The 17,651-nt window shown below is 68.0% G+C and carries 18 protein-coding genes; 11 read left to right on the forward strand and 7 right to left on the reverse strand.

All coding sequences use genetic code 11. The annotated features are described in order from the left end of the window. Positions 1 to 176: 176 nt before the first annotated feature. Both PXD02_RS02260 and ggt read left to right on the forward strand, forming a co-directional pair. Positions 177 to 1,328 carry an ABC transporter ATP-binding protein gene (locus tag PXD02_RS02260; RefSeq protein WP_275105340.1) on the forward strand — a complete coding sequence of 384 codons (1,152 nt, stop codon included), beginning with the start codon at positions 177 to 179 and terminating at the stop codon, positions 1,326 to 1,328. After that, a complete protein-coding gene (gene ggt / locus PXD02_RS02265; RefSeq protein WP_275105341.1) occupies positions 1,325 to 3,127 on the forward strand; it encodes a gamma-glutamyltransferase in 1,803 nt (600 codons plus the stop codon). The genes PXD02_RS02260 and ggt overlap by 4 nt, the downstream gene beginning before the upstream one ends. Before the next feature lie 55 nt (positions 3,128 to 3,182). Here ggt and PXD02_RS02270 read toward each other — a convergent pair whose 3' ends face one another. Next, positions 3,183 to 3,719, reverse strand: coding sequence for a PRC-barrel domain-containing protein (locus PXD02_RS02270; protein WP_275105342.1), 537 nt, complete (start codon positions 3,717 to 3,719; stop codon positions 3,183 to 3,185). Between the two features lie 210 nt (positions 3,720 to 3,929). On the opposite strand from PXD02_RS02270, the gene PXD02_RS02275 reads away from it, so the two are divergent. The 4 genes from PXD02_RS02275 (at position 3,930) to PXD02_RS02290 (ending at position 7,176) form a co-directional block, all read left to right on the forward strand. Beyond that, positions 3,930 to 5,285 carry a hypothetical protein gene (locus PXD02_RS02275; RefSeq protein WP_275105343.1) on the forward strand — a complete coding sequence of 452 codons (1,356 nt, stop codon included), beginning with the start codon at positions 3,930 to 3,932 and terminating at the stop codon, positions 5,283 to 5,285. Continuing rightward, positions 5,257 to 5,775 carry a DUF2249 domain-containing protein gene (locus tag PXD02_RS02280; RefSeq protein WP_275105344.1) on the forward strand — a complete coding sequence of 173 codons (519 nt, stop codon included), beginning with the start codon at positions 5,257 to 5,259 and terminating at the stop codon, positions 5,773 to 5,775. Before PXD02_RS02275 ends, PXD02_RS02280 begins: the two co-directional genes overlap by 29 nt. Before the next feature lie 13 nt (positions 5,776 to 5,788). After that, on the forward strand, positions 5,789 to 6,067 hold the full coding sequence (locus PXD02_RS02285; protein WP_275105345.1) for a metal-sulfur cluster assembly factor: 279 nt from the start codon (positions 5,789 to 5,791) through the stop codon (positions 6,065 to 6,067). Between the two features lie 149 nt (positions 6,068 to 6,216). Beyond that, a complete protein-coding gene (locus PXD02_RS02290; protein ID WP_275103905.1) occupies positions 6,217 to 7,176 on the forward strand; it encodes an IS481 family transposase in 960 nt (319 codons plus the stop codon). On the opposite strand, the gene PXD02_RS02295 is transcribed toward PXD02_RS02290, so the two are convergent. Continuing rightward, positions 7,173 to 8,381: an NnrS family protein gene (locus PXD02_RS02295; protein WP_275105346.1), complete on the reverse strand. Its 1,209-nt coding sequence runs from the start codon at positions 8,379 to 8,381 to the stop codon at positions 7,173 to 7,175. The two genes, PXD02_RS02290 and PXD02_RS02295, sit on opposite strands and share 4 nt — an antisense overlap. Positions 8,382 to 8,578: 197 nt before the next feature. On the opposite strand from PXD02_RS02295, the gene nirK reads away from it, so the two are divergent. From nirK to PXD02_RS02320, 5 genes are all read left to right on the forward strand, one after another. Beyond that, positions 8,579 to 9,712 carry a copper-containing nitrite reductase gene (nirK, locus tag PXD02_RS02300; RefSeq protein ID WP_275105347.1) on the forward strand — a complete coding sequence of 378 codons (1,134 nt, stop codon included), beginning with the start codon at positions 8,579 to 8,581 and terminating at the stop codon, positions 9,710 to 9,712. Between the two features lie 85 nt (positions 9,713 to 9,797). Next, positions 9,798 to 10,625: an SUMF1/EgtB/PvdO family nonheme iron enzyme gene (locus PXD02_RS02305; protein WP_275105348.1), complete on the forward strand. Its 828-nt coding sequence runs from the start codon at positions 9,798 to 9,800 to the stop codon at positions 10,623 to 10,625. Positions 10,626 to 10,710: 85 nt separating this feature from the next. Continuing rightward, a complete protein-coding gene (locus PXD02_RS02310; RefSeq protein WP_275105349.1) occupies positions 10,711 to 11,403 on the forward strand; it encodes a Crp/Fnr family transcriptional regulator in 693 nt (230 codons plus the stop codon). A 101-nt stretch (positions 11,404 to 11,504) separates the two neighbouring features. Further along, complete coding sequence (locus PXD02_RS02315; protein WP_275105350.1) at positions 11,505 to 11,954, forward strand: pseudoazurin; 450 nt, start codon at positions 11,505 to 11,507, stop codon at positions 11,952 to 11,954. Positions 11,955 to 12,019: 65 nt separating this feature from the next. After that, positions 12,020 to 12,736, forward strand: coding sequence for a Crp/Fnr family transcriptional regulator (locus tag PXD02_RS02320; RefSeq protein ID WP_275105351.1), 717 nt, complete (start codon positions 12,020 to 12,022; stop codon positions 12,734 to 12,736). Here the strand turns inward: PXD02_RS02320 and PXD02_RS02325 are convergent. The 5 genes from PXD02_RS02325 to PXD02_RS02345 are packed head-to-tail and all read right to left on the reverse strand — an operon-like array spanning position 12,729 to position 17,648. Further along, positions 12,729 to 12,974, reverse strand: coding sequence for a cytochrome C oxidase subunit IV family protein (locus PXD02_RS02325; protein WP_275105352.1), 246 nt, complete (start codon positions 12,972 to 12,974; stop codon positions 12,729 to 12,731). The two genes, PXD02_RS02320 and PXD02_RS02325, sit on opposite strands and share 8 nt — an antisense overlap. Beyond that, entirely contained in the window at positions 12,971 to 13,516 is a 546-nt protein-coding gene (locus tag PXD02_RS02330; RefSeq protein WP_275105353.1) for a cytochrome c oxidase subunit 3, read from the reverse strand. The genes PXD02_RS02325 and PXD02_RS02330 overlap by 4 nt, the downstream gene beginning before the upstream one ends. Then, the gene (locus PXD02_RS02335; protein WP_275105354.1) at positions 13,516 to 15,438 is read right to left on the reverse strand and encodes a nitric oxide reductase activation protein NorD; all 1,923 of its coding nucleotides are present in this window, start codon (positions 15,436 to 15,438) and stop codon (positions 13,516 to 13,518) included. The genes PXD02_RS02330 and PXD02_RS02335 overlap by 1 nt, the downstream gene beginning before the upstream one ends. A gap of 4 nt (positions 15,439 to 15,442) precedes the next feature. Then, positions 15,443 to 16,246: a CbbQ/NirQ/NorQ/GpvN family protein gene (locus PXD02_RS02340; RefSeq protein ID WP_275105355.1), complete on the reverse strand. Its 804-nt coding sequence runs from the start codon at positions 16,244 to 16,246 to the stop codon at positions 15,443 to 15,445. A 4-nt stretch (positions 16,247 to 16,250) separates the two neighbouring features. After that, positions 16,251 to 17,648, reverse strand: coding sequence for a cbb3-type cytochrome c oxidase subunit I (locus tag PXD02_RS02345; protein ID WP_275105356.1), 1,398 nt, complete (start codon positions 17,646 to 17,648; stop codon positions 16,251 to 16,253). Between the last annotated feature and the right edge of the window lie 3 nt (positions 17,649 to 17,651).

Genomic DNA, 17,651 nt, shown 5'->3' on the forward strand with positions numbered 1-17,651 from the left:
AGGCTCATGTCTCCCAGAGCTCAAGGATGTTCGCGTTAATATATTGATTAATAATGAAAGCTCGGTGGGTTGGGCTAAGGGATCATAAGTGTTGCTCAGACCAAATCGTAGCGCAATTATATGCCGAGAATAGGGCGCCCAGGCGCGTCACCGGGAATCCACAAGGGGGGAGCCGTATGGGAGCGGTCAGTTTCCGCAAGCTTGGCAAGAGCTATGGCGCACTACGCATCGTGGAGGATATCGACCTTGAGATCGCCGACGGTGAGTTTGTCGTGCTGGTCGGCCCTTCAGGTTGCGGCAAGTCGACGACATTGCGGATGCTGGCCGGGCTGGAATCCATTACCTCGGGCGAGGTCCGTATCGGCGACACCATGGTCAACGACCTGCAGCCGCGCGAACGCGACATCGCCATGGTGTTCCAGGATTATGTGCTTTATCCGCACAAGACCGTTCGCGACAATCTCGGCTTCAGCCTGAAGGTGCGTGGTGTCGAGCGGAGCGAGGCCGTCCGTCTCATCGACGAAGCGGCGACGATGCTGGGCATCTCGCATCTATTGGACCGTCGCCCCGGCCAATTGTCCGGCGGCCAGCGCCAGCGTGTCGCCATGGGCTGGGCGATCGTGCGCCGACCGCAGGTCTTTCTGTTCGATGAACCGCTGTCGAATCTCGACGCTCAGCTCCGTGGCCAGGTGAGGACCGAGATCAAGAAGCTGCACCAGGCGTTGAAGACGACAATCATCTACGTGACGCATGACCAGGTCGAGGCGATGACCCTGGCCGACCGCATCGTGATCCTGCGCGGTGGTATCATCGAACAAGTCGGCACCCCGGATGAGGTCTACAACACGCCGACCAATGTCTTTGTCGGCAGCTTCATCGGCGCGCCGGCAATGAATTTCGTGCGCGGCCGGATGCAGGGCGGCGTGGCGCATTGGCTTTTGAAAACAGCTCTAACTTGCGCACGCGCGGCGCCGACCGGCTGCTTGATGAGCCGATCTGAAATGGGCGCGGACATGTCGGTGATCCTGCTGATCCGGCGGTGCTGGCCTTTCTGGTGGACCGGCCAGCCGAAGGTGCGGTCCCGCATCGACCTGCTGTGGGCATGTCGCGATCTTCATCCTGACGATCATCGGCATCTGTCGATTGAGGGTCCAAGTCAGGATGTGGCCCATGACGTGATGCTTTCGACCGGATGGAGGATGCTGTCGCATCCGCCGCTGGTCAGGACGGGGCGGGTGGCGGATGCGACAGCATCGGCCATCCCGCGGGTTGCGCCATGGCCCCCGAGCGCGCAGACTGGTCCTATCATGAAGGGGAGGCGGGAATGAGATATCCGGCACTTGCGATCGCGCTGCTTCTGGGCGGCGTCGCCATGGGCCAGGCCCAGCAGGCGACCGATGCCGTGGCGCCCGAGGGGGCGACCGAGGTGCCCGACCGGGCCGATGCCTTCGGTCCCCTGACCGATGCCGCGCGCGCGGCCCTGACCGCCAAGGCCGAGGGCAGGCCCGTCTCCGGCAAGGACTGGATGGTCAGCGCGGCCCATCCGCTGGCGGTCCAGGCCGGGGCCGAGGTTCTGGAGGCCGGGGGCAGCGCGGCGGATGCGATGGTCGCCGTGCAGACGGTGCTGGGACTGGTGGAACCGCAAAGCTCGGGCCTGGGGGGAGGGGCCTTCCTGGTCTGGTATGACGCGGAAACCGGCGATCTGACCACGCTGGACGGGAGAGAGACCGCGCCCCTGGCCGCGACGCCCACGCTGTTTCTGGACGATGCCGGACAGCCGATGGAATTCATGGATGCCGTGGTCGGCGGCCGTTCGGTCGGCACCCCCGGCACCCCCGCCCTGCTGGAGGCCGCGCATCGCAGATGGGGCCGGGCGAATTGGGCGGGTCTGTTCGACGACGCCCTGCGGCTGGCCGAGGAAGGCTTCGCCGTCTCGCCCCGCCTGGCCGATCTGGTCGCGGCCGAGGGTGACGCCCTGCAACCTGACCCGGCAACGGCGGCCTATTTCTTTCCCGGCGGAAAGCCGGTCGCGGCAGGGGCATTGCTGAAAAACCCGGCCTATGCCGACACGCTGCGCAGGTTGGCGGACCAAGGCGCCGACGGGTTCTATCGGGGCGAGGTCGCCGAGGGCATCGTCGCCGCCGTGCGGGGCGCGGACAATCCCGGCCTGCTGGCCCTGGGCGATCTGGCCGCCTATCGCGTGGTCGAACGCCCCGCCGTCTGCGTGGAATACCGCGCCCACGATGTCTGCGGCATGGGGCCGCCCTCGTCCGGGGGGCTGACCGTGGGGCAGATCCTGGGGATGCTGGGCGGGTACGATCTGGCGGCACTGGGGGCGGAAAACCCGGACAGCTGGCGGCTGATCGGCGACGCCTCGCGGCTGGCCTTTGCCGACCGGGGCCGCTTCATGGCCGACAGCGACCATGTGCCGATGCCGACCGAGGGGCTGATCGATCCCGCCTATCTGGCCGAACGGGCCAAGCTGCTGGCGGGCGACGACAGCCTGCCCGAGGTCGCGCCGGGCCAGCCCGGCTGGTCCCACGCGGCGCTGTGGGGGCAGGACGCGTCGCTGGAACTGCCCTCGACCACGCATATCTCGATCGTAGACGGGCAGGGCAATGCGCTGTCGATGACCACCACCATCGAGAACGGCTTCGGGTCGCGGGTGATGGCGCATGGCTTCCTGCTGAACAACGAACTGACCGATTTCAGCTTCGAGACCCATGACGCCGAGGGCTGGCCCATCGCCAATGCGCTGGCGCCCGGCAAGCGGCCCCGGTCGTCCATGGCGCCGACCATCGTGCTGAAGGATGGCAAGCCCGCGATGGTGATCGGATCGCCGGGCGGCAGCCGGATCATCGGCTATGTCGCGCGGGCGATCATCGCCCATCTGGATTGGGGCATGGACATCCAGAAAGCCGTGGCCGCGCCCAATCTCGTGAACCGCTTCGGTCCCATGGATGTCGAACCGGGGCTGCCCGCCGCCTTGGCCGATGGGCTGACCGCCATCGGGTTCGAGGTGAAGCAGACCGAACTGACCTCGGGCCTGCAAGGCATCGTGATCGGTCCCGAGGGCCTGTCGGGCGGCGCCGATCCCCGGCGGGAAGGCATCGCCCTGGGCGGCTGAGCCATGAAAAAGGGCGCGCCTGACGCGCGCCCTTTCCCGTGGGGGATGCCGCCGATTATTCGTCGGCCCAGGCGAATTCCGGGGCGCTTTCCAGGGCCGCGCGGTTGGCGGTGAAGACGATGAAATATTCGTTCTCGGAATCGCCGTCGCGGATGGTGCGCAGGTCGTCCATGGCCACCGCCACGGTCCGTTCGCCCAGCCCCAGGAAGCCGCCGATATCGACCAGCACGGCCTTGACCTGACCGTCCTCGCTCAGCACCAGGTCGCTGATCTCGCCGATGTCGTTCCAGTTCTGGTCGACCTCGGTATAGGTCGCGCCCACGTCCACCTCGGTTTCCGAGCTGTAGAGGCGCTTGCCGATAAAGGTCTCGGCCGACATATCGCCCGCCATGGCGGTATAGCCGAAGCCATCATCCGCGGCCGCGGTTGTCGTCCCCTCCGCGGCAGGCGGGGTGGTCGCAGCGGCGTCGGCGGGGGCTGCGGTCGTGGTGGCGTCCGTGGCGGGGGCGGTGGTGGCGTCGGTCGCCGTCTGCGCCATCATGGGCGAGGCGAGCATGGCGACAAGGGCGGTGGAAGCAAGCAGCTTGGTCATCGGCAATGTTCCTTCATGTCTGCGTCTGTTCGGTCCGGCAGGCCCGGCTGTCCAGTCAACAGCCGGGACGGGACGGGGTTCCCACACGAATTGGCCAACTGCGCGTGATGGGGGGCGACGGGCCGCGAAACGGTGCCTTTCTTTGCGTTCGAACAACGACGCCCCGGCCCGGCCGGGGAATTCTGTGCGTCAAGGCTTTGGGGATCGGACATGCTGGGCAAGGCGCTTTCCAGATGGACATTGGCGTGGTTCGCCTCGGCGCTGGCGTTTCTGCTGGCGGCCCTGGTGCTGGCTTGCCTGGGCCTTGCCGGGCCCGGCCGCTGGTCGGGGGCAGGGGCCCTGGCCGCCGTGCATCTGTTCGCCCTTGGATGGCTGAGCCTGATGATGCTGGGATCGCTGATCCAGTTCGTGCCGGTGCTGACCGCGCGCAGGCTGATCCTGCCCCGGCTGGCGCTGCCCGCGCTGATCCTGTGCGGCCTGGGGACGCTGATGCTGGCGGCGGGGTTCCTGGCGCTGGAGGGCTGGCCCACGGGCATCCTGCTGGCGGCGGGGCCGGTGCTGCTGGGGCTGGGCTTCGCGCTGGCCTTGGCGATGCTGGGCGGGACGCTGGTCGCCGCGCGGGCCTGGCGCAGCCAGGACGGGGCCACGGTGCTGACGGCGCTGCTGGCGCTGCCGATCCTGTGGGCAACCGGGGCGGGCATGGCCTGGGCCTTCGGGGGCGCGGGCTGGGCCGCCGCGCTGCTGCCCGACGGGCTGGCGCTGCATATCCTGCTGGGCGGGGGCTTCTGGCTGACCCTGGCGGCGATGGGCGTCAGCTATCGGCTGTTTCCGATGTTCCTGATCGCCCCGGACGGGGGCAGCCGCCTGCGCCGCGCGGCGCTGATCGGGGCCGGGGCCGCGCTGGCGCTGCTGCTGGCCGCGCTTGGCGCCCTGCTGGCGGGCGGCGACCCCTGGCCCCTGGCCTGGGGCTGCGCTGTCGCCTGCGCCCTGACGAGCGCCCTGTATCTGGCCGAAATCCGCCGCATCTGGCGCAGCCGCCGCGCCCCCCGCCCCGAGGTCAACATGCTGTGGAGCCGCGCCGCCCTCGGCTTCCTGGCCCTTGCCGCGGCTCTGGCGATCCCCGCGCTGATTCTGGGCGGTCCCTGGGCCGAGGCTGCGGCCTTTGCCGCCCTGGTCGGGTGGCTGTCCACGCTGACGCTGGCGCAGATGGTCAAGATCACCAGCTTCCTGACCTGGATCCAGGTCTTCGCCCCCCGGATCGGACGCGCGCCCGTGCCGATGGTCCACGACCTGACCGATGCGCGGATGGCCGGGCGGTCTCTGGCGCTGTGGGTCGCGGGCACGCTGGGCGGCACCCTTGCGCTGGCCGCGCAAAGCCAGGCGGCCTTCGACCTCTCGGCCCTTGCGCTTTTGCTGGCGGCGCTGATCCATGGGCAGGAACTGATCGCCATCCGCCGCCTGCGCCACCTGCCCGGCCGCCTGCGTCCCGCCACGCTGCCGCCGATGATCCTTCCCCCTTCCGACCGGAGTTTCGACCATGACAGCCCCCGCCCCGCATCGGCTTGATGTCCGCCCCTCGCTTGCGCGGGGGCAGGATCCCTTTGCCCAGATCATGCAGGCCGTGGACGGTTTGCAGCCGGGTCAGCCGCTGCTGCTGATCGCGCCGTTCCGCCCCGTGCCCCTGTTCAACGTGATGGCCAATCGCGGCTTCTCGGCCAGCGACCGGCAATTGCCCGATGGCGGCTGGCAGGTGGAATTCACCCCCGTCGCCGGCGAGACGGTCGAGGACGGGCTGGCCCCCGGATCCGCGCCCGGCGCCGCGCTGTGGCCCGATCCGGTCCGCACGCTGGAACTGTCGGGGCTGATGCCGCCCGAGCCGATGGTCCGCATCCTGGAAACCATCGACCGCATGGCGCCGGGCGAGGTGCTGTTCGCCACGCTGGACCGCGAGCCGATGTTCCTGTTCCCCGAACTGGCGATGCGCCATCACGAATGGGCGGGCAATTTCGCGGCCGACGGGGCGACCTATCGGCTGCTGGTGCGGCGCGGGAACTGAACGGGGAACGGCCATGGCCGACTTGCAGGATCGGGTCCGCGACAGGCTGCGGACCGTGCTGGACCCGGAAACCGGCCGCGATCTGCTGGCCATGGGCATGATCTATGGCATCCAGACCGAGGGCGGTCATGTCGGGGTGCAGATGACGACCACCACGCGCGGCTGCCCGCTGGCGGATTTCCTGCGCCTGGGGGTGGAAACGGCGCTGCAATCGGTGGAGGGCGCGACCTCGGTCGATGTGCGGCTGGTCTGGGAACCGGCCTGGACGCCGGACCGGATGGAGACGCTGTGATTGGTCGGCGCCTTTCACTGGAGAAGGCGCGTGTCTTCGCCACGGCGTGACCTGTCCATCCCCGACCGCCCGGCCTCGAAGGCCCGGCCTAGGTGTTTGATCCCACGGTTTGATGGTGCGATCCTTTCTCAGGGATGGAGGGAAGCATTATGGGCCAGGTTCGTCACGGGAGCGCCACGACCACGCACGCCGTCAGAGCTGCAATACAACGATCGCAAGCTTCGCTCGCGACGCTGAGCCGGGAGCTCGGCATTAACCCCAAGACAGTGGCGAAGTGGCGCAAGCGAGCGACGGTCGATGATCTCAAGACAGGGCCGAAGGAGCCACGCTCCACGGTTTTGACAGAAGCCGAGGAGGCGGCCATCGTCGCGTTCAGGCTGCACACGCTTTTGCCGCTGGACGACTGCCTCTATGCCCTGCAGCCATCAATTCCACACCTGACACGCTCAGCGCTGCATCGGTGCCTTCAGCGCCACGGCATCTCTCGACTGCCCGACGTGGAAGGCGACAAGCCGAAACGGTCGAAGTTCAAGCGCTACCCTATCGGCTTCTTTCATATCGACATCGCCGAGGTGCAGACTGCTGAAGGCAAGCTTTACCTGTTCGTCGGCATTGACCGCACGAGCAAGTTTGCCGTGACCCAGCTCGTCGACAAGGCGGACAGGAAGACAGCTTGGGAGTTCCTGCAGCACATGCTCGAAGCCGTGCCCTATCAGGTCCATACCATCCTCACCGACAACGGTATTCAGTTCGCCGAGCAGCCTCGGAACCGGAACACCATCTATTCCAGACCTATGCGCTTTGACATGATCTGCGAGGCCAACGGCATTGAGCACCGCCTGACGAAGCCCAACCACCCGTGGACCAACGGTCAGGTCGAGCGGATGAACCGCACGATCAAGGACGCCACCGTCAAACGCTTTCACTACACCAGCCACGACGAGCTCCGCACGCATCTCGCCGACTTCATGGCAGCCTACAACTTCGCGCGTAGGCTCAAGACCCTCGGCGGCCTCACGCCCTACGAATACATCTGCAAGATCTGGACATCAGAGCCAGACAGATTCATCCTAAACCCGATCCACCAGATGCCGGGACTGAACACCTAGGCCGCCTGCATCCCGCCCGGCTGGCGACGTTGCCGCGCCAGCATCGGCGCATGTTCCGCCACGAACAGTCCGAAGGCCAGGATCCACAGGATCCCCGCTGCCTCCATCAGCCCGGCCGATCCGGCCAGATCCGCCAGCGGCCGCGCCAGGGCCGCCGCGAACAGGAACAGATAGGACAGCGTGGTCAGTCGCGATGCCGTCAGCGCCCGCCCGGTATGGCCTCGCGTGGCCCGCGTCATCACCGCCAGCATCATCGCCCCGATCACGCCCACCGTCAGCACATGCAGCGCCGAGACCGGCTGAACGACGCCCGCGACCGAACCCGCGACGGCCAGGAACCCCAGCGGCACGAAGCCATAGGCCAGGTGCAGCACCCACAGCAGCGGCTCTGCCGTGGTGGCCCAGCCGCGCCAGCGGGCCATCCGGGCGGCGTTCAGCAGCGCCGCCCCGGCGCCGGCCAGGGCGGTGGCGCGCGATCCGGGCGCCAGGGTCCAGGCGGCAAGCGCCAGGGCGGATGCCGCGATCACCCCCATGTCGAAGCGGTTATAGGGAACCGGCATCGCCGCCGCCCCCTGCCGGTTCAGCCAGTTGCGGGTAAAGCTGGGGATGATGCGCCCGCCGATGATCAGCACCAGCATCACATAGCCCGCCACCGCCGCCCGCAGCCAAAGGCCCGGATCGCCGCCCAGCAGCACCGCGCCGTGAAAGCCCAGGTTTCCCGCCATGACCGCCGTCACCCCGCCCAGCACCTTGAGGTCGTTCCACTTGCGCCCGGCGACGATTTCCCGTGCCGCCATGGCCAGCAGCAGGGGCAGGAAGGCGGCGTCGATCGCGGCCGCCGCCCAGGGGCCGGTCAGCGCGGCGGCCGCCATCGCCGCCCGGCCCGCCGCCCAGACCGAAAACAGCCCGATCAGCGCGCGGCCCGACACCGGCAGGCTGCCGGTCCAGTTGGGGATCGCGGTCAGCAGGAACCCCGCCAGCACCGCCGGGGCGAAGCCGAAGACCATCTCGTGCGCGTGCCACAGCGCCGGGCCGTAATCGCCGCCCAGCGGCAGGCCGTGGATCAGCGCGGCGATCCACAGCGCCATGGCGGCCACCGCCCACAGCGCGCCGCCCAGGAAGAACGGCCGGAAGCCATAGGACCACAGCGCGGCGCCGTCGGCGCGCAGGCCGCGGGGGATTCGGGGACGTTTCGCATCAGACATGGCGCGTTCCTTTCGTAATCGTCACCCTGACCGATAGGCCGGAAAAACGCCCGCTCTTTGCGTTGCCGCAAGCATCGGGGCGAAAGGCCCGCACTTGGTTGATCCAGGACAACGTTTGCCGCGACGCGGCGTGGCATTGTTCCCTCAACCGGAATGAACCGGGTCCGATCCTGTCACCGAGTATGAAGGAACCAGCCATGACCACCCTGTCCGTCAGTCGTCGCACGATCCTTGCAGGCGCAGCCATCGCGGGCGCGCTGAGCCAGGTCCGCATCGCCGCCGCCGAAACCGCCGAGGCCGCCAAGGTGCTGACCCCGGCTGCCGCCACCGACGTGAACAGCCTGCCGCGCGTCAAGGTGGATCTGGTCGATCCGCCCTTCGTCCACGCCCATGAACAGGTCGCGACCGGCGGCCCGAAGGTCGTCGAATTCGAGATGACCATCATCGAGAAGAAGATCAAGCTGGACGACAGCGGCGCGGAATACTGGGCCTCGACCTTCAACGGCACCGTGCCGGGACCGCTGATGGTGGTCCACGAGGGCGATTATGTCGAACTGACCCTGATCAACCCCGACACCAACGAGCTGATGCACAACATCGACTTCCACAGCTCGACCGGGGCGCTCGGCGGCGGGGCGCTGACCCAGGTGAACCCCGGCGAACGCTGCGTGCTGCGCTGGAAGGCCACGAAACCCGGCGTCTTCGTGTATCACTGCGCCCCTCCGGGCATGGTGGCCTGGCACGTCGTGTCGGGGATGAACGGCGCGGTGATGGTGCTGCCGCGCGACGGGCTGAAGGACCGCAACGGCAAGCTGGTCAGCTATGACAAGGTCTATTACGTCGGCGAACAGGACTTCTATGTCCCGCGCGACGAGGCGGGCAACTGGAAGACCTATGACAGCCCCGGCGAAAGCTACGAGGATGTCGTGGCGGTCATGAAGACCCTGACGCCCACGCATGTGGTCTTCAACGGGGCGGTGGGGGCGCTGACCGGCGACAACGCGATGACCGCCAATGTCGGCGAGACGGTGGCCTTCGTCCACAGCCAGGCCAACCGCGACACCCGGCCCCACCTGATCGGCGGGCACGGCAACTATGTCTGGGCGACCGGCAAGTTCAACAACCCGCCCGAGGAGGGCCTGGAAACCTGGTTCATTCCGGGCGGCACGGCGGGGCTGATGATCTATACCTTCGAACAGCCCGGCGTCTATGCCTATGTGAACCACAACCTGATCGAGGCTTTCGAGCTTGGCGCCGCCGCCCATGTCGTCGTCAAGGGCGACTGGAACGACGACCTGATGACGCAGGTTCTGGCCCCGGCCGCCGTCTGATCCGGCCGTGATTCCCGCCGTCCCCGCGCATCCCCGCGCGGGGACGGCCCCATCCCCTTTTTCCCAAAAGCCCGGAGCGAAGGACATGCACGCCACCGTTGTTCTGCTGGCCGGGGCCGTCGCCGGCGCGCTTGGCCTGTCGCTGTGGCCGCTGGACCATCGCGCCGCCCCCGACCCGGCCCGTCCCGACCTGCCCCGGATGGTGCGGTTGGACCCGCAGCCCTTCGAACACCGCCTGGACGGCGACTGGCGCCAGGCGGGCCGGTCCACCGATGCGCCCGTGCAGGTGAGCCGGATCCCCGCCCCGGTCGAGATCATGGAAACCGCCGTCAGCACCGGCCAATGGCAGGATTGCGTGGCGGCGGGCGCCTGCCTTGCGCCGGGCGGTCCTGTCGACCGCCCCGACCTGCCGGTGACGGGGGTCAGCTGGCTGGACGCGGTGGCCTATGCCGATTGGCTGTCGGCGCAGACCGGGCAGGTCTGGCGCCTGCCCGCCGATGTCGAATGGGCCTATGCGGCGACCGAGATGTTTCGCGACGACGCCCTGGGCCTGAGCAGCGATCCCGACAACCCGGCGGTCCGCTGGCTGGCGGAATATGCCGCCGACGCGGCCCGCAGCCGCGAGCTGGACCGCGAAATCCGCCCGGTGGGCAGCCTGAACGTCAATTCGAAGGGCGTCCGCGATATCGGCGGGGCGGTCTGGGAATGGACCTCGACCTGCCTGCGCCGGGTTGATCAGGACGCCTCGGGCGCGATCCTGCGCCAGGACGACATCTGCGGCATCTATATCGTCGAAGGGCTGCACCGCGCCGCCGTCGCCGATTTCGTGCGCGATCCCAATTCCGGCGGCTGCTCGGTGGGGGTGCCCCCCGCCAACCTGGGTTTCCGCCTGGTCCGAGAGATCGCGGGCTGACCGAGCGTCCCCGATCCATCGAAGGCTTTGCGTCCCCCTTCGTTTTGCGGCACTAACAAAGGAACCCAAGGTGAAGGCGCAAGACGTGGCAATCGACGTATCCCAGGTGCGCAACCTGCCCCTGTTCCGGCAAATGGAACCGGCGGCCCTGGCGCGCCTGATGGCGCGCGCCACGCCGCGCCGGGTGGCGCAGGGGGGGCTGGTCTTCGAACAGGGGGCCGAGGCGGTCGCGTTCTATCTGCTGCTGCACGGGCGGCTGAAGGTGACGCAGGTGACGCCCGACGGCCAGCAGGTGATGGTCCGCGTGGTCCATCCGGGCGACCTGTTCGGCTTTGCCCGCGCGCTGGCCCGGCCCGACTATCCCGGCACCGCGCGCGCCGCCGTCGAATCCATCGTGGTGGGCTGGCCGATGGCCGACTGGGACGCAGTGGTGGAAAACAACCCTCGCCTGGCGATCAACGCCATGCAGACCATCGGCCAGCGCCTGGACGAAGCCCATACCCGGCTGCGCGAGATGTCCACCCAGGAGGTCGAGCGCCGCGTGGCCCATGCCGTCCTGCGCCTGGCCGAAAAGGCCGGCCGGATCGAGCCGGCGGGCACCCGCATCGACTTTCCCATCACCCGCCAGGACATCGCGGAAATGACCGGCACCACGCTGCACACCGTCTCGCGGCTCTTGTCCTCGTGGGAAAGCCAGGGCCTGGTCGAGGGCGGGCGGCAGAAGCTGACCGTGGTCGATACCGAGGGCCTGGCCCGCATCGCCGACCCCGAGGATTAAACGGTCCCCTGTTTGCGTTTTCGCAAAGTGCGGCGGGGTGCGGAGGCCTAGATCCCTGATCAACGGACCGTTCCTGGTCCGCGACTTCAGGAGAAAGACTGATGAAACGCGCCCTCTTCCTTGCCGTCCCGACCCCCGCCCTGGTCCTCGCCCTGGCCCTGTCCGGCACAGCCTTCGCCGCCGAGCACGAGGTCCACATGCTCAACAAGGGCGAGGCCGGGATGATGGTGTTCGAGCCTGCCTTCGTGAAGGCCGAGCCCGGCGACGTGATCCACTTCGTCCCCACCGACAAGAGCCACAATGTCGAGGCGATCAAGGAGATCCTGCCCGCGGGCGTCGAGCCGTTCAAAAGCAAGATCAACGAGGAATATTCGCTGACCGTGACGGAACCCGGCCTTTACGGTGTCAAGTGCACGCCGCATTTCGCGATGGGCATGGTGGGGCTGATCCAGGTGGGCGACGCGCCCGCGAATCTGGACGCCGCCAGGACCGCGAAGATGTCGAAGAAGGCGCGCGAGCGCATGGACGCGGAAATCGCCCAGGTCCAGTGACCCCATCATCCGGCGGGGCCGCCCAGGGCTGCCCCGCCTCGTTCTTTTTCGGAAAGGCCCCGCCCATGAGCATGAAACTGTCTGCTGCCCACCGCCAGATCGCCTGCCAGTCGCGGCTGTTCTCGACCCTGCCCGCCGACCTGCGCGAGAGGCTGCTGGATGCGGCCCATGGCGTGCATCTGCGGCGTGGGCAGGTGCTGTTCCAGCATGGCGACAGCGCCGCCGCCATCCATGTCGTCGCCGAGGGCTGGATGAAGCTGTATCGGATCGCCCCCAACGGCGCCGAGGCGGTGGTGGGCGTGATGACCCGCGGCCAGAGCTTCGGCGAACCGATCGCGCTGCGCCAGGCGGCCTATCCCGTGTCGGCCGAGGCCGTGACCGCCTGCGACCTGATCGCGGTTCCCGCGCAGGTCTTCCTGACCCTGCTCAAGACCCATCCCGAGGCGGCGATTTCCATCCTGTCGGCGACCTTCATGCACCTGCAGGGCCTGGTCGAACAGATCGAGCAGCTGAAGGCCCGGTCCGGGGCGCAGCGGGTGGCGGAATTCCTGCTGGAACTGTGCCCCGAGGGCGCGGAAAGCGCGACCGTGGTGCTGCCCTATGACAAGGCGCTGATCGCCGGGCGGCTGGGCATGAAACCCGAAAGCCTGTCGCGCGCCTTCGCCCGGCTGCGCGAACTGGGCGTGCGCGTGAACCAGTCGAGCGCGGCGATATCCTCGGTCTCGCGGTTGCAGGATCTGGCGCTTGCCGATGCCTTCGGGGCGATCAGCCGGGTCATGTGAAGGCCAGCGCGGCCAGTCCCCAGATCACCGCCATCCACAGGGCCAGCGGCACCGTCAGCGCCGCCAGCCAGCCCGGCGCGTCGCGCAGGTGCAGGAACCCGCCCAGGATCGCGCGAGCCTTGAACCAGGCGACCGCCAGCAGCCCGGCCATCGCCGCCGGTCCCGGCAGCGGCGCCAGGGCCAGGGTCGCCGCCGTCAGCCCGATCAGGATCAGCCAGGTCCGGGTCGGCGCGCTCATGATGCGTGGCCCATCAGATAGATCGGCGGCAGGATCATCACCCAGACCAGATCGACCATGTGCCAGAACATCGCCCCCGCCTGCACGGCGTCCGGCCGGGCGCGGATCGCGACCAGGCCCAGCACGGCGATGCCGGCGATCACATGGGCGGCGTGAAAGCCGGTCAGCAGGAAATAGAAGGTGAAGAAGGGATGGCTGTCCATCCCCGCCCCGGCCGTCAGGTCGCGCGAATATTCCAGCGCCTTGATCGCCAGGAACACCACCCCGCCCAGTGCGGCGGGCAGCAGCGCCAGCCGCGCCGCGCGCCTGTTGCCCGCGGCGGCCGCCCGTTCGGCGCGGGCCGCGAACAGGCCCGAGGTGACCAGCACCACCGTGTTCAGCGCCGCCATCCGCCCGTCCAGCATCCCCCGCGCGGCGGCGAAACCGGACGGATCGGTCAGCTGCATCGCCATCATCGCCGTGATGCCCGCCGCGAAGACCAGCAGTTCCGACCCGATCAGGATCCACATGATCAGCTCGCCGGGCAGATCGTCGATGTCCATCACATCACCAACTGGCGATAGATGTCCGGCAGCGCGGTCGTCAGCCGGTCGGGATCGCGGATCACCGAGAATCCGCCCTGTCCGAAGATGCGGGGGAACCAGCTTTGCGCGCCCTTGTCGATGGTGATGCCGAAGACCGCGTGCCCGGCCCGGCGCGCCTCGCGCACGGCCATGGCGCTGTCCTCGATGCCGTGGCGGCCCTCGTAATGGTCCAGATCGTTGGGCTTGCCGTCGGTGATGACGATCATCAGCCGCCGCGACCGGCCTTCGGCGGCCAGCCCGGCCGAGGCGTGGCGGATTGCCGTGCCCAGCCGGGTATAGAAGCCGGGGCGCAGGGCGTGGATGCGCGCCTCGACGGTTCGGCCCATGGGTTCGGCGAAGGACTTGCAGTCGTGGATCCACACCCGGTCGCGTTTCAGCGACGAGAACCCCTGGACCGCGAATCGGTCGCCGCAGGCGTCCAGCCCCCAGGCCAGCGCGGTCAGAGCCTCGCGCGCGATGTCGATGACCGGGCGGCCGGTGACGGCGCTTTCCGTCGACCGCGATACGTCCAGCAGGATCGACACCGCGAGGTCGCGGTTTTCGGGCCGGGCCTGTTGCCAGATGCGGTCGCTGCCCCGGCCGGTGGCGCGCAGGTCGGTGACAGAGCGCAGCGCGGCGTCCAGATCCAGATCATCGCCGTCGGGCTGGGCGTGGCGGATCAGCCTGGCCGGGCGCAGCGCCTGGAACTGGCGCTTTACCGCCTCGATCCGGCGGCGGGCGGCGGGGTCGGTCACGCCCGCGTAATCGGGCGCGGGTTCGACTGGCGCGGCCAGCACGCGGCAATGATCCGGCATCCAGACGCCGCCGCGCGCGTCCCATTCGGGATAGGTGAAGCGGCCGGCGATGCGTTCGCGGTCCACGTCCTCGGGCGCGAGGTCCAGATGCAGCTTCAGCTTGGTCGCCGGGGCCTTGCTGATCTGGCCCAGCACGATTTCCTCGTGGTCGTTCGCGGCCTTCTTGGCGTTGTCCAGGTCGTCGTCCTCGACCCGGCGGTTGATGTTCAGCATCTCGGCCCAGGTCAGCATCGCCTCGAATTTATACAGGATGATGCTGTCCTTGCGCTCGGCCTGGTCGGCCTTGAGCCGCCGGGTCTTGCGGGCGGTGCCGTCGCCCGATTCCTCGGGGGTGCCGTCGGTGGGGGCGGTCGCGACCTCGTCGGGGACGCCACGGCCCAGGCCGCGCAGGTCGGGCCACATCGGCACCGGCAGGACGGGGCGATAGCCGCGCGGCGCGGCCCAATGGGCGGGCGGATGGGCGTAATCGCGCAGCAGGCCGGATTCCGGCGGCGTCGGATCGCCCAGCAGGTGACGCACCAGCCCCTCGACGGCGGCCTCGGTCCCGCGCAGGGCGGGACGCTGGCGCAGCGCCAGATGGGCGGCGCACAGCCGCTGCCACGTCCTGCGCAGGCCCGGCGCGGCCTCAAGCGTGGCGCGGGTCATGGCGACGCCCGAGGCGATCGCGGCCAGATCGGCGCGCAGCGGGTCGGGTTCGGCGGCAAAGGCGGGCGCATGGGCGGAGGCAGCGGCCAGCCACAGATAAAGCGCTTCGTTCTCGGCCCGGTCGGGAAAGACGCCCAGTTCGACGGGCAGGCGCAACGCCTCTCCGTCGAAGCTGGCGCGGGCGACATGTTCGGCGTCGAAGGCCAGCTTGCGGCGCCAGGACATGCGGTGGCGGCTGGATTGCAGCGCCACGGGCTTCAATTCGACATCGGCATCGCCCCCCAGACCCCGGAACAGCACGGCGATCCGGCCGCGCATCTCGTCGAAGCGCACGGCGGCGTCGGGGAAATGCTGCGGCGGATCCAGGCGCGAGGCCAGCAGGTGCCACAGCTTGCCGACCGTTTCCTCGGGTTCCCAGGGGGCGATGTCCAGATGGGCCATCGTCTTAACCCAGCACCGCGACGACCAGATCCTGCAAGCCCTTGCGGATGTCGGCATCGTCGGTCAGCGGCTCGATCAGGGCGGCGCGGATGGCGCGGTCCATGTCCATGCCGCCCGCGATCAGGGTCGCCGCATAGACCACCAGGCGGGTGGAGACGCCTTCCTCCAGATCCTGGCCCTTCAGCCCGCGCAGCTTGCCCGCCAGCCGCACCAGCAGCGACACGCGATCCTGGTCCAGCCCGCTTTCGCGCGCCACCACGGGAATTTCGTGTTCGGGACGCGGAAAGGTGAATTCGACCGACAGGAAGCGTTGCCGGGTGGAGGGTTTCAGCGTCTTCATGATGTTCTGATAGCCGGGGTTATAGCTGGCGACCAGCATGAAGCCCGGCGCGGCGTGGAGTTCCTCGCCCGTGCGGTCGATGGGCAGGATGCGGCGGTCGTCGGTCAGCGGGTGCAGGACCACGGCCACGTCCTTCCTGGCCTCGACCACCTCGTCCAGATAGCAGATCGCGCCTTCGCGCACGGCGCGGGTCAGCGGGCCGTCGACCCAGACGGTCTCGCCGCCCTTCAGCAGATAGCGCCCGATCAGATCCGCCGCCGACAGGTCGTCGTGGCAGGCGACCGTATACAGCCGCCGCCCCAGCCGCGCCGCCATATGCGCGACGAAGCGGGTCTTGCCGCAGCCGGTCGGGCCTTTCAGCAGCAGGGGCAGGTCTTTGGCATGGGCGGCGGCGAAGATGTCGCATTCGTCGCCCTGGGGCAGGTAGAAGGGGGCGTCGGCCCCCTTCAGGGTGAATGTTCCGTCCATTGCTTCACTCCGCCGGGATGTTGTCGGGGTTGTGGGCCAGGCGGTCGCGTTCGACCGGGCCGGGGCGGACCATTTCGCGGCGCGGCATCAGCAGCGAATAGATCAGCAGATAGGCTCCGACGACCACCGCGGCCCCGGCGCCCAGGCGCATCCAGTAGAACAGGACGATCTGGTCCTGAACCTCCATGTAGTATTGTCCCAGGACACGTTGCAGATGGGTTTGCAGCGTGCCCGCGAAGGTCAGCACGAAGGTCATGAACAGCATCCCGCCCGACATCAGCCAGAAGGCCGCCATGTTCAGCACCTGGTTATAGGGATCGCGCCTGCGCAGGATCGGCAGGGCATAGGTGAACAGCGCCAGGTTGAGGCAGACATAGGCGCCATAGAAGGCCAGGTGCCCGTGGGCGGCGGTGACCTGCGTGCCGTGGGTGTAATAGTTCACCCCGTGCAGCGTGTGCAGGAACCCCCAGACGCCCGCGCCGAAGAAGGCCAGCACCGAACAGCCCAGGCTCCACAGCAGGGCGGCCTTGTTCGGATGGTCGCGCCGCCCCTTCCAGACCATCACGAAGGCGAAGGCCATCATGGCGAAGAACGGCACCACCTCGAAGGACGAGAAGATCGAGCCGATCCACTGCCAGTAAGCGGGCAGCCCGATCCAGTAATAATGGTGCCCGGTCCCGAGGATGCCGGAAAACAGCGCGGTCGCGACGATGACATACAGCCATTTTTCAACGACCTCGCGGTCGACGCCGGTCAGCTTCAGCATCAGGAAGCCCAGGATCGACGCCATGATCAGTTCCCAGACGCCCTCGACCCACAGGTGGACGACGTTCCACCAGTATTGCTTGTCCAGCCCCAGGTTGTCGGGGTTGTAGAACGAGAACAGGAACAGCAGCGCCAGGCCCCACAGCCCGATCAGCAGGATCGAGCTGATGACCGTCTTGCGGCCCTTCAGCACCGTCATGGTGACGTTCCACAGGAAGATCAGCGCGGCGACGACGATGCCCGCCTTGACCCACATCGGCTGTTCCAGGAACTCGCGGCCCTGGCGGCCCAGCAGGAAGTGGTTCGAGAACAGGTCGAAGAAATAGGTGAACACCACGCCCACCGTGCCGATCACCAGGATCGCCAACTGGATATAGGCGGCCTTGACCGAATGGATCTCCCGCTCGGCTTCCTCGGGGATCAGGAAATAGGCGGCGCCGAAGAAGCCGGTCAGCAGCCAGACGATCAACGCGTTGGTGTGCAGCATCCGGCCGATGCTGAAGGGCATGATTTCCGACAGGAAGTTCGGATTGACATAGATATAGCCGATGATGAGGCCCATCGTCACCTGGACGGCGAACAGGGTCAGCGCGACATAGATATAGGCCAGCGCGATTCGTTGTGACTGATATTTCATGAT

This window comes from Paracoccus sp. S3-43, from assembly GCF_029027965.1.
Lineage (GTDB): Bacteria > Pseudomonadota > Alphaproteobacteria > Rhodobacterales > Rhodobacteraceae > Paracoccus.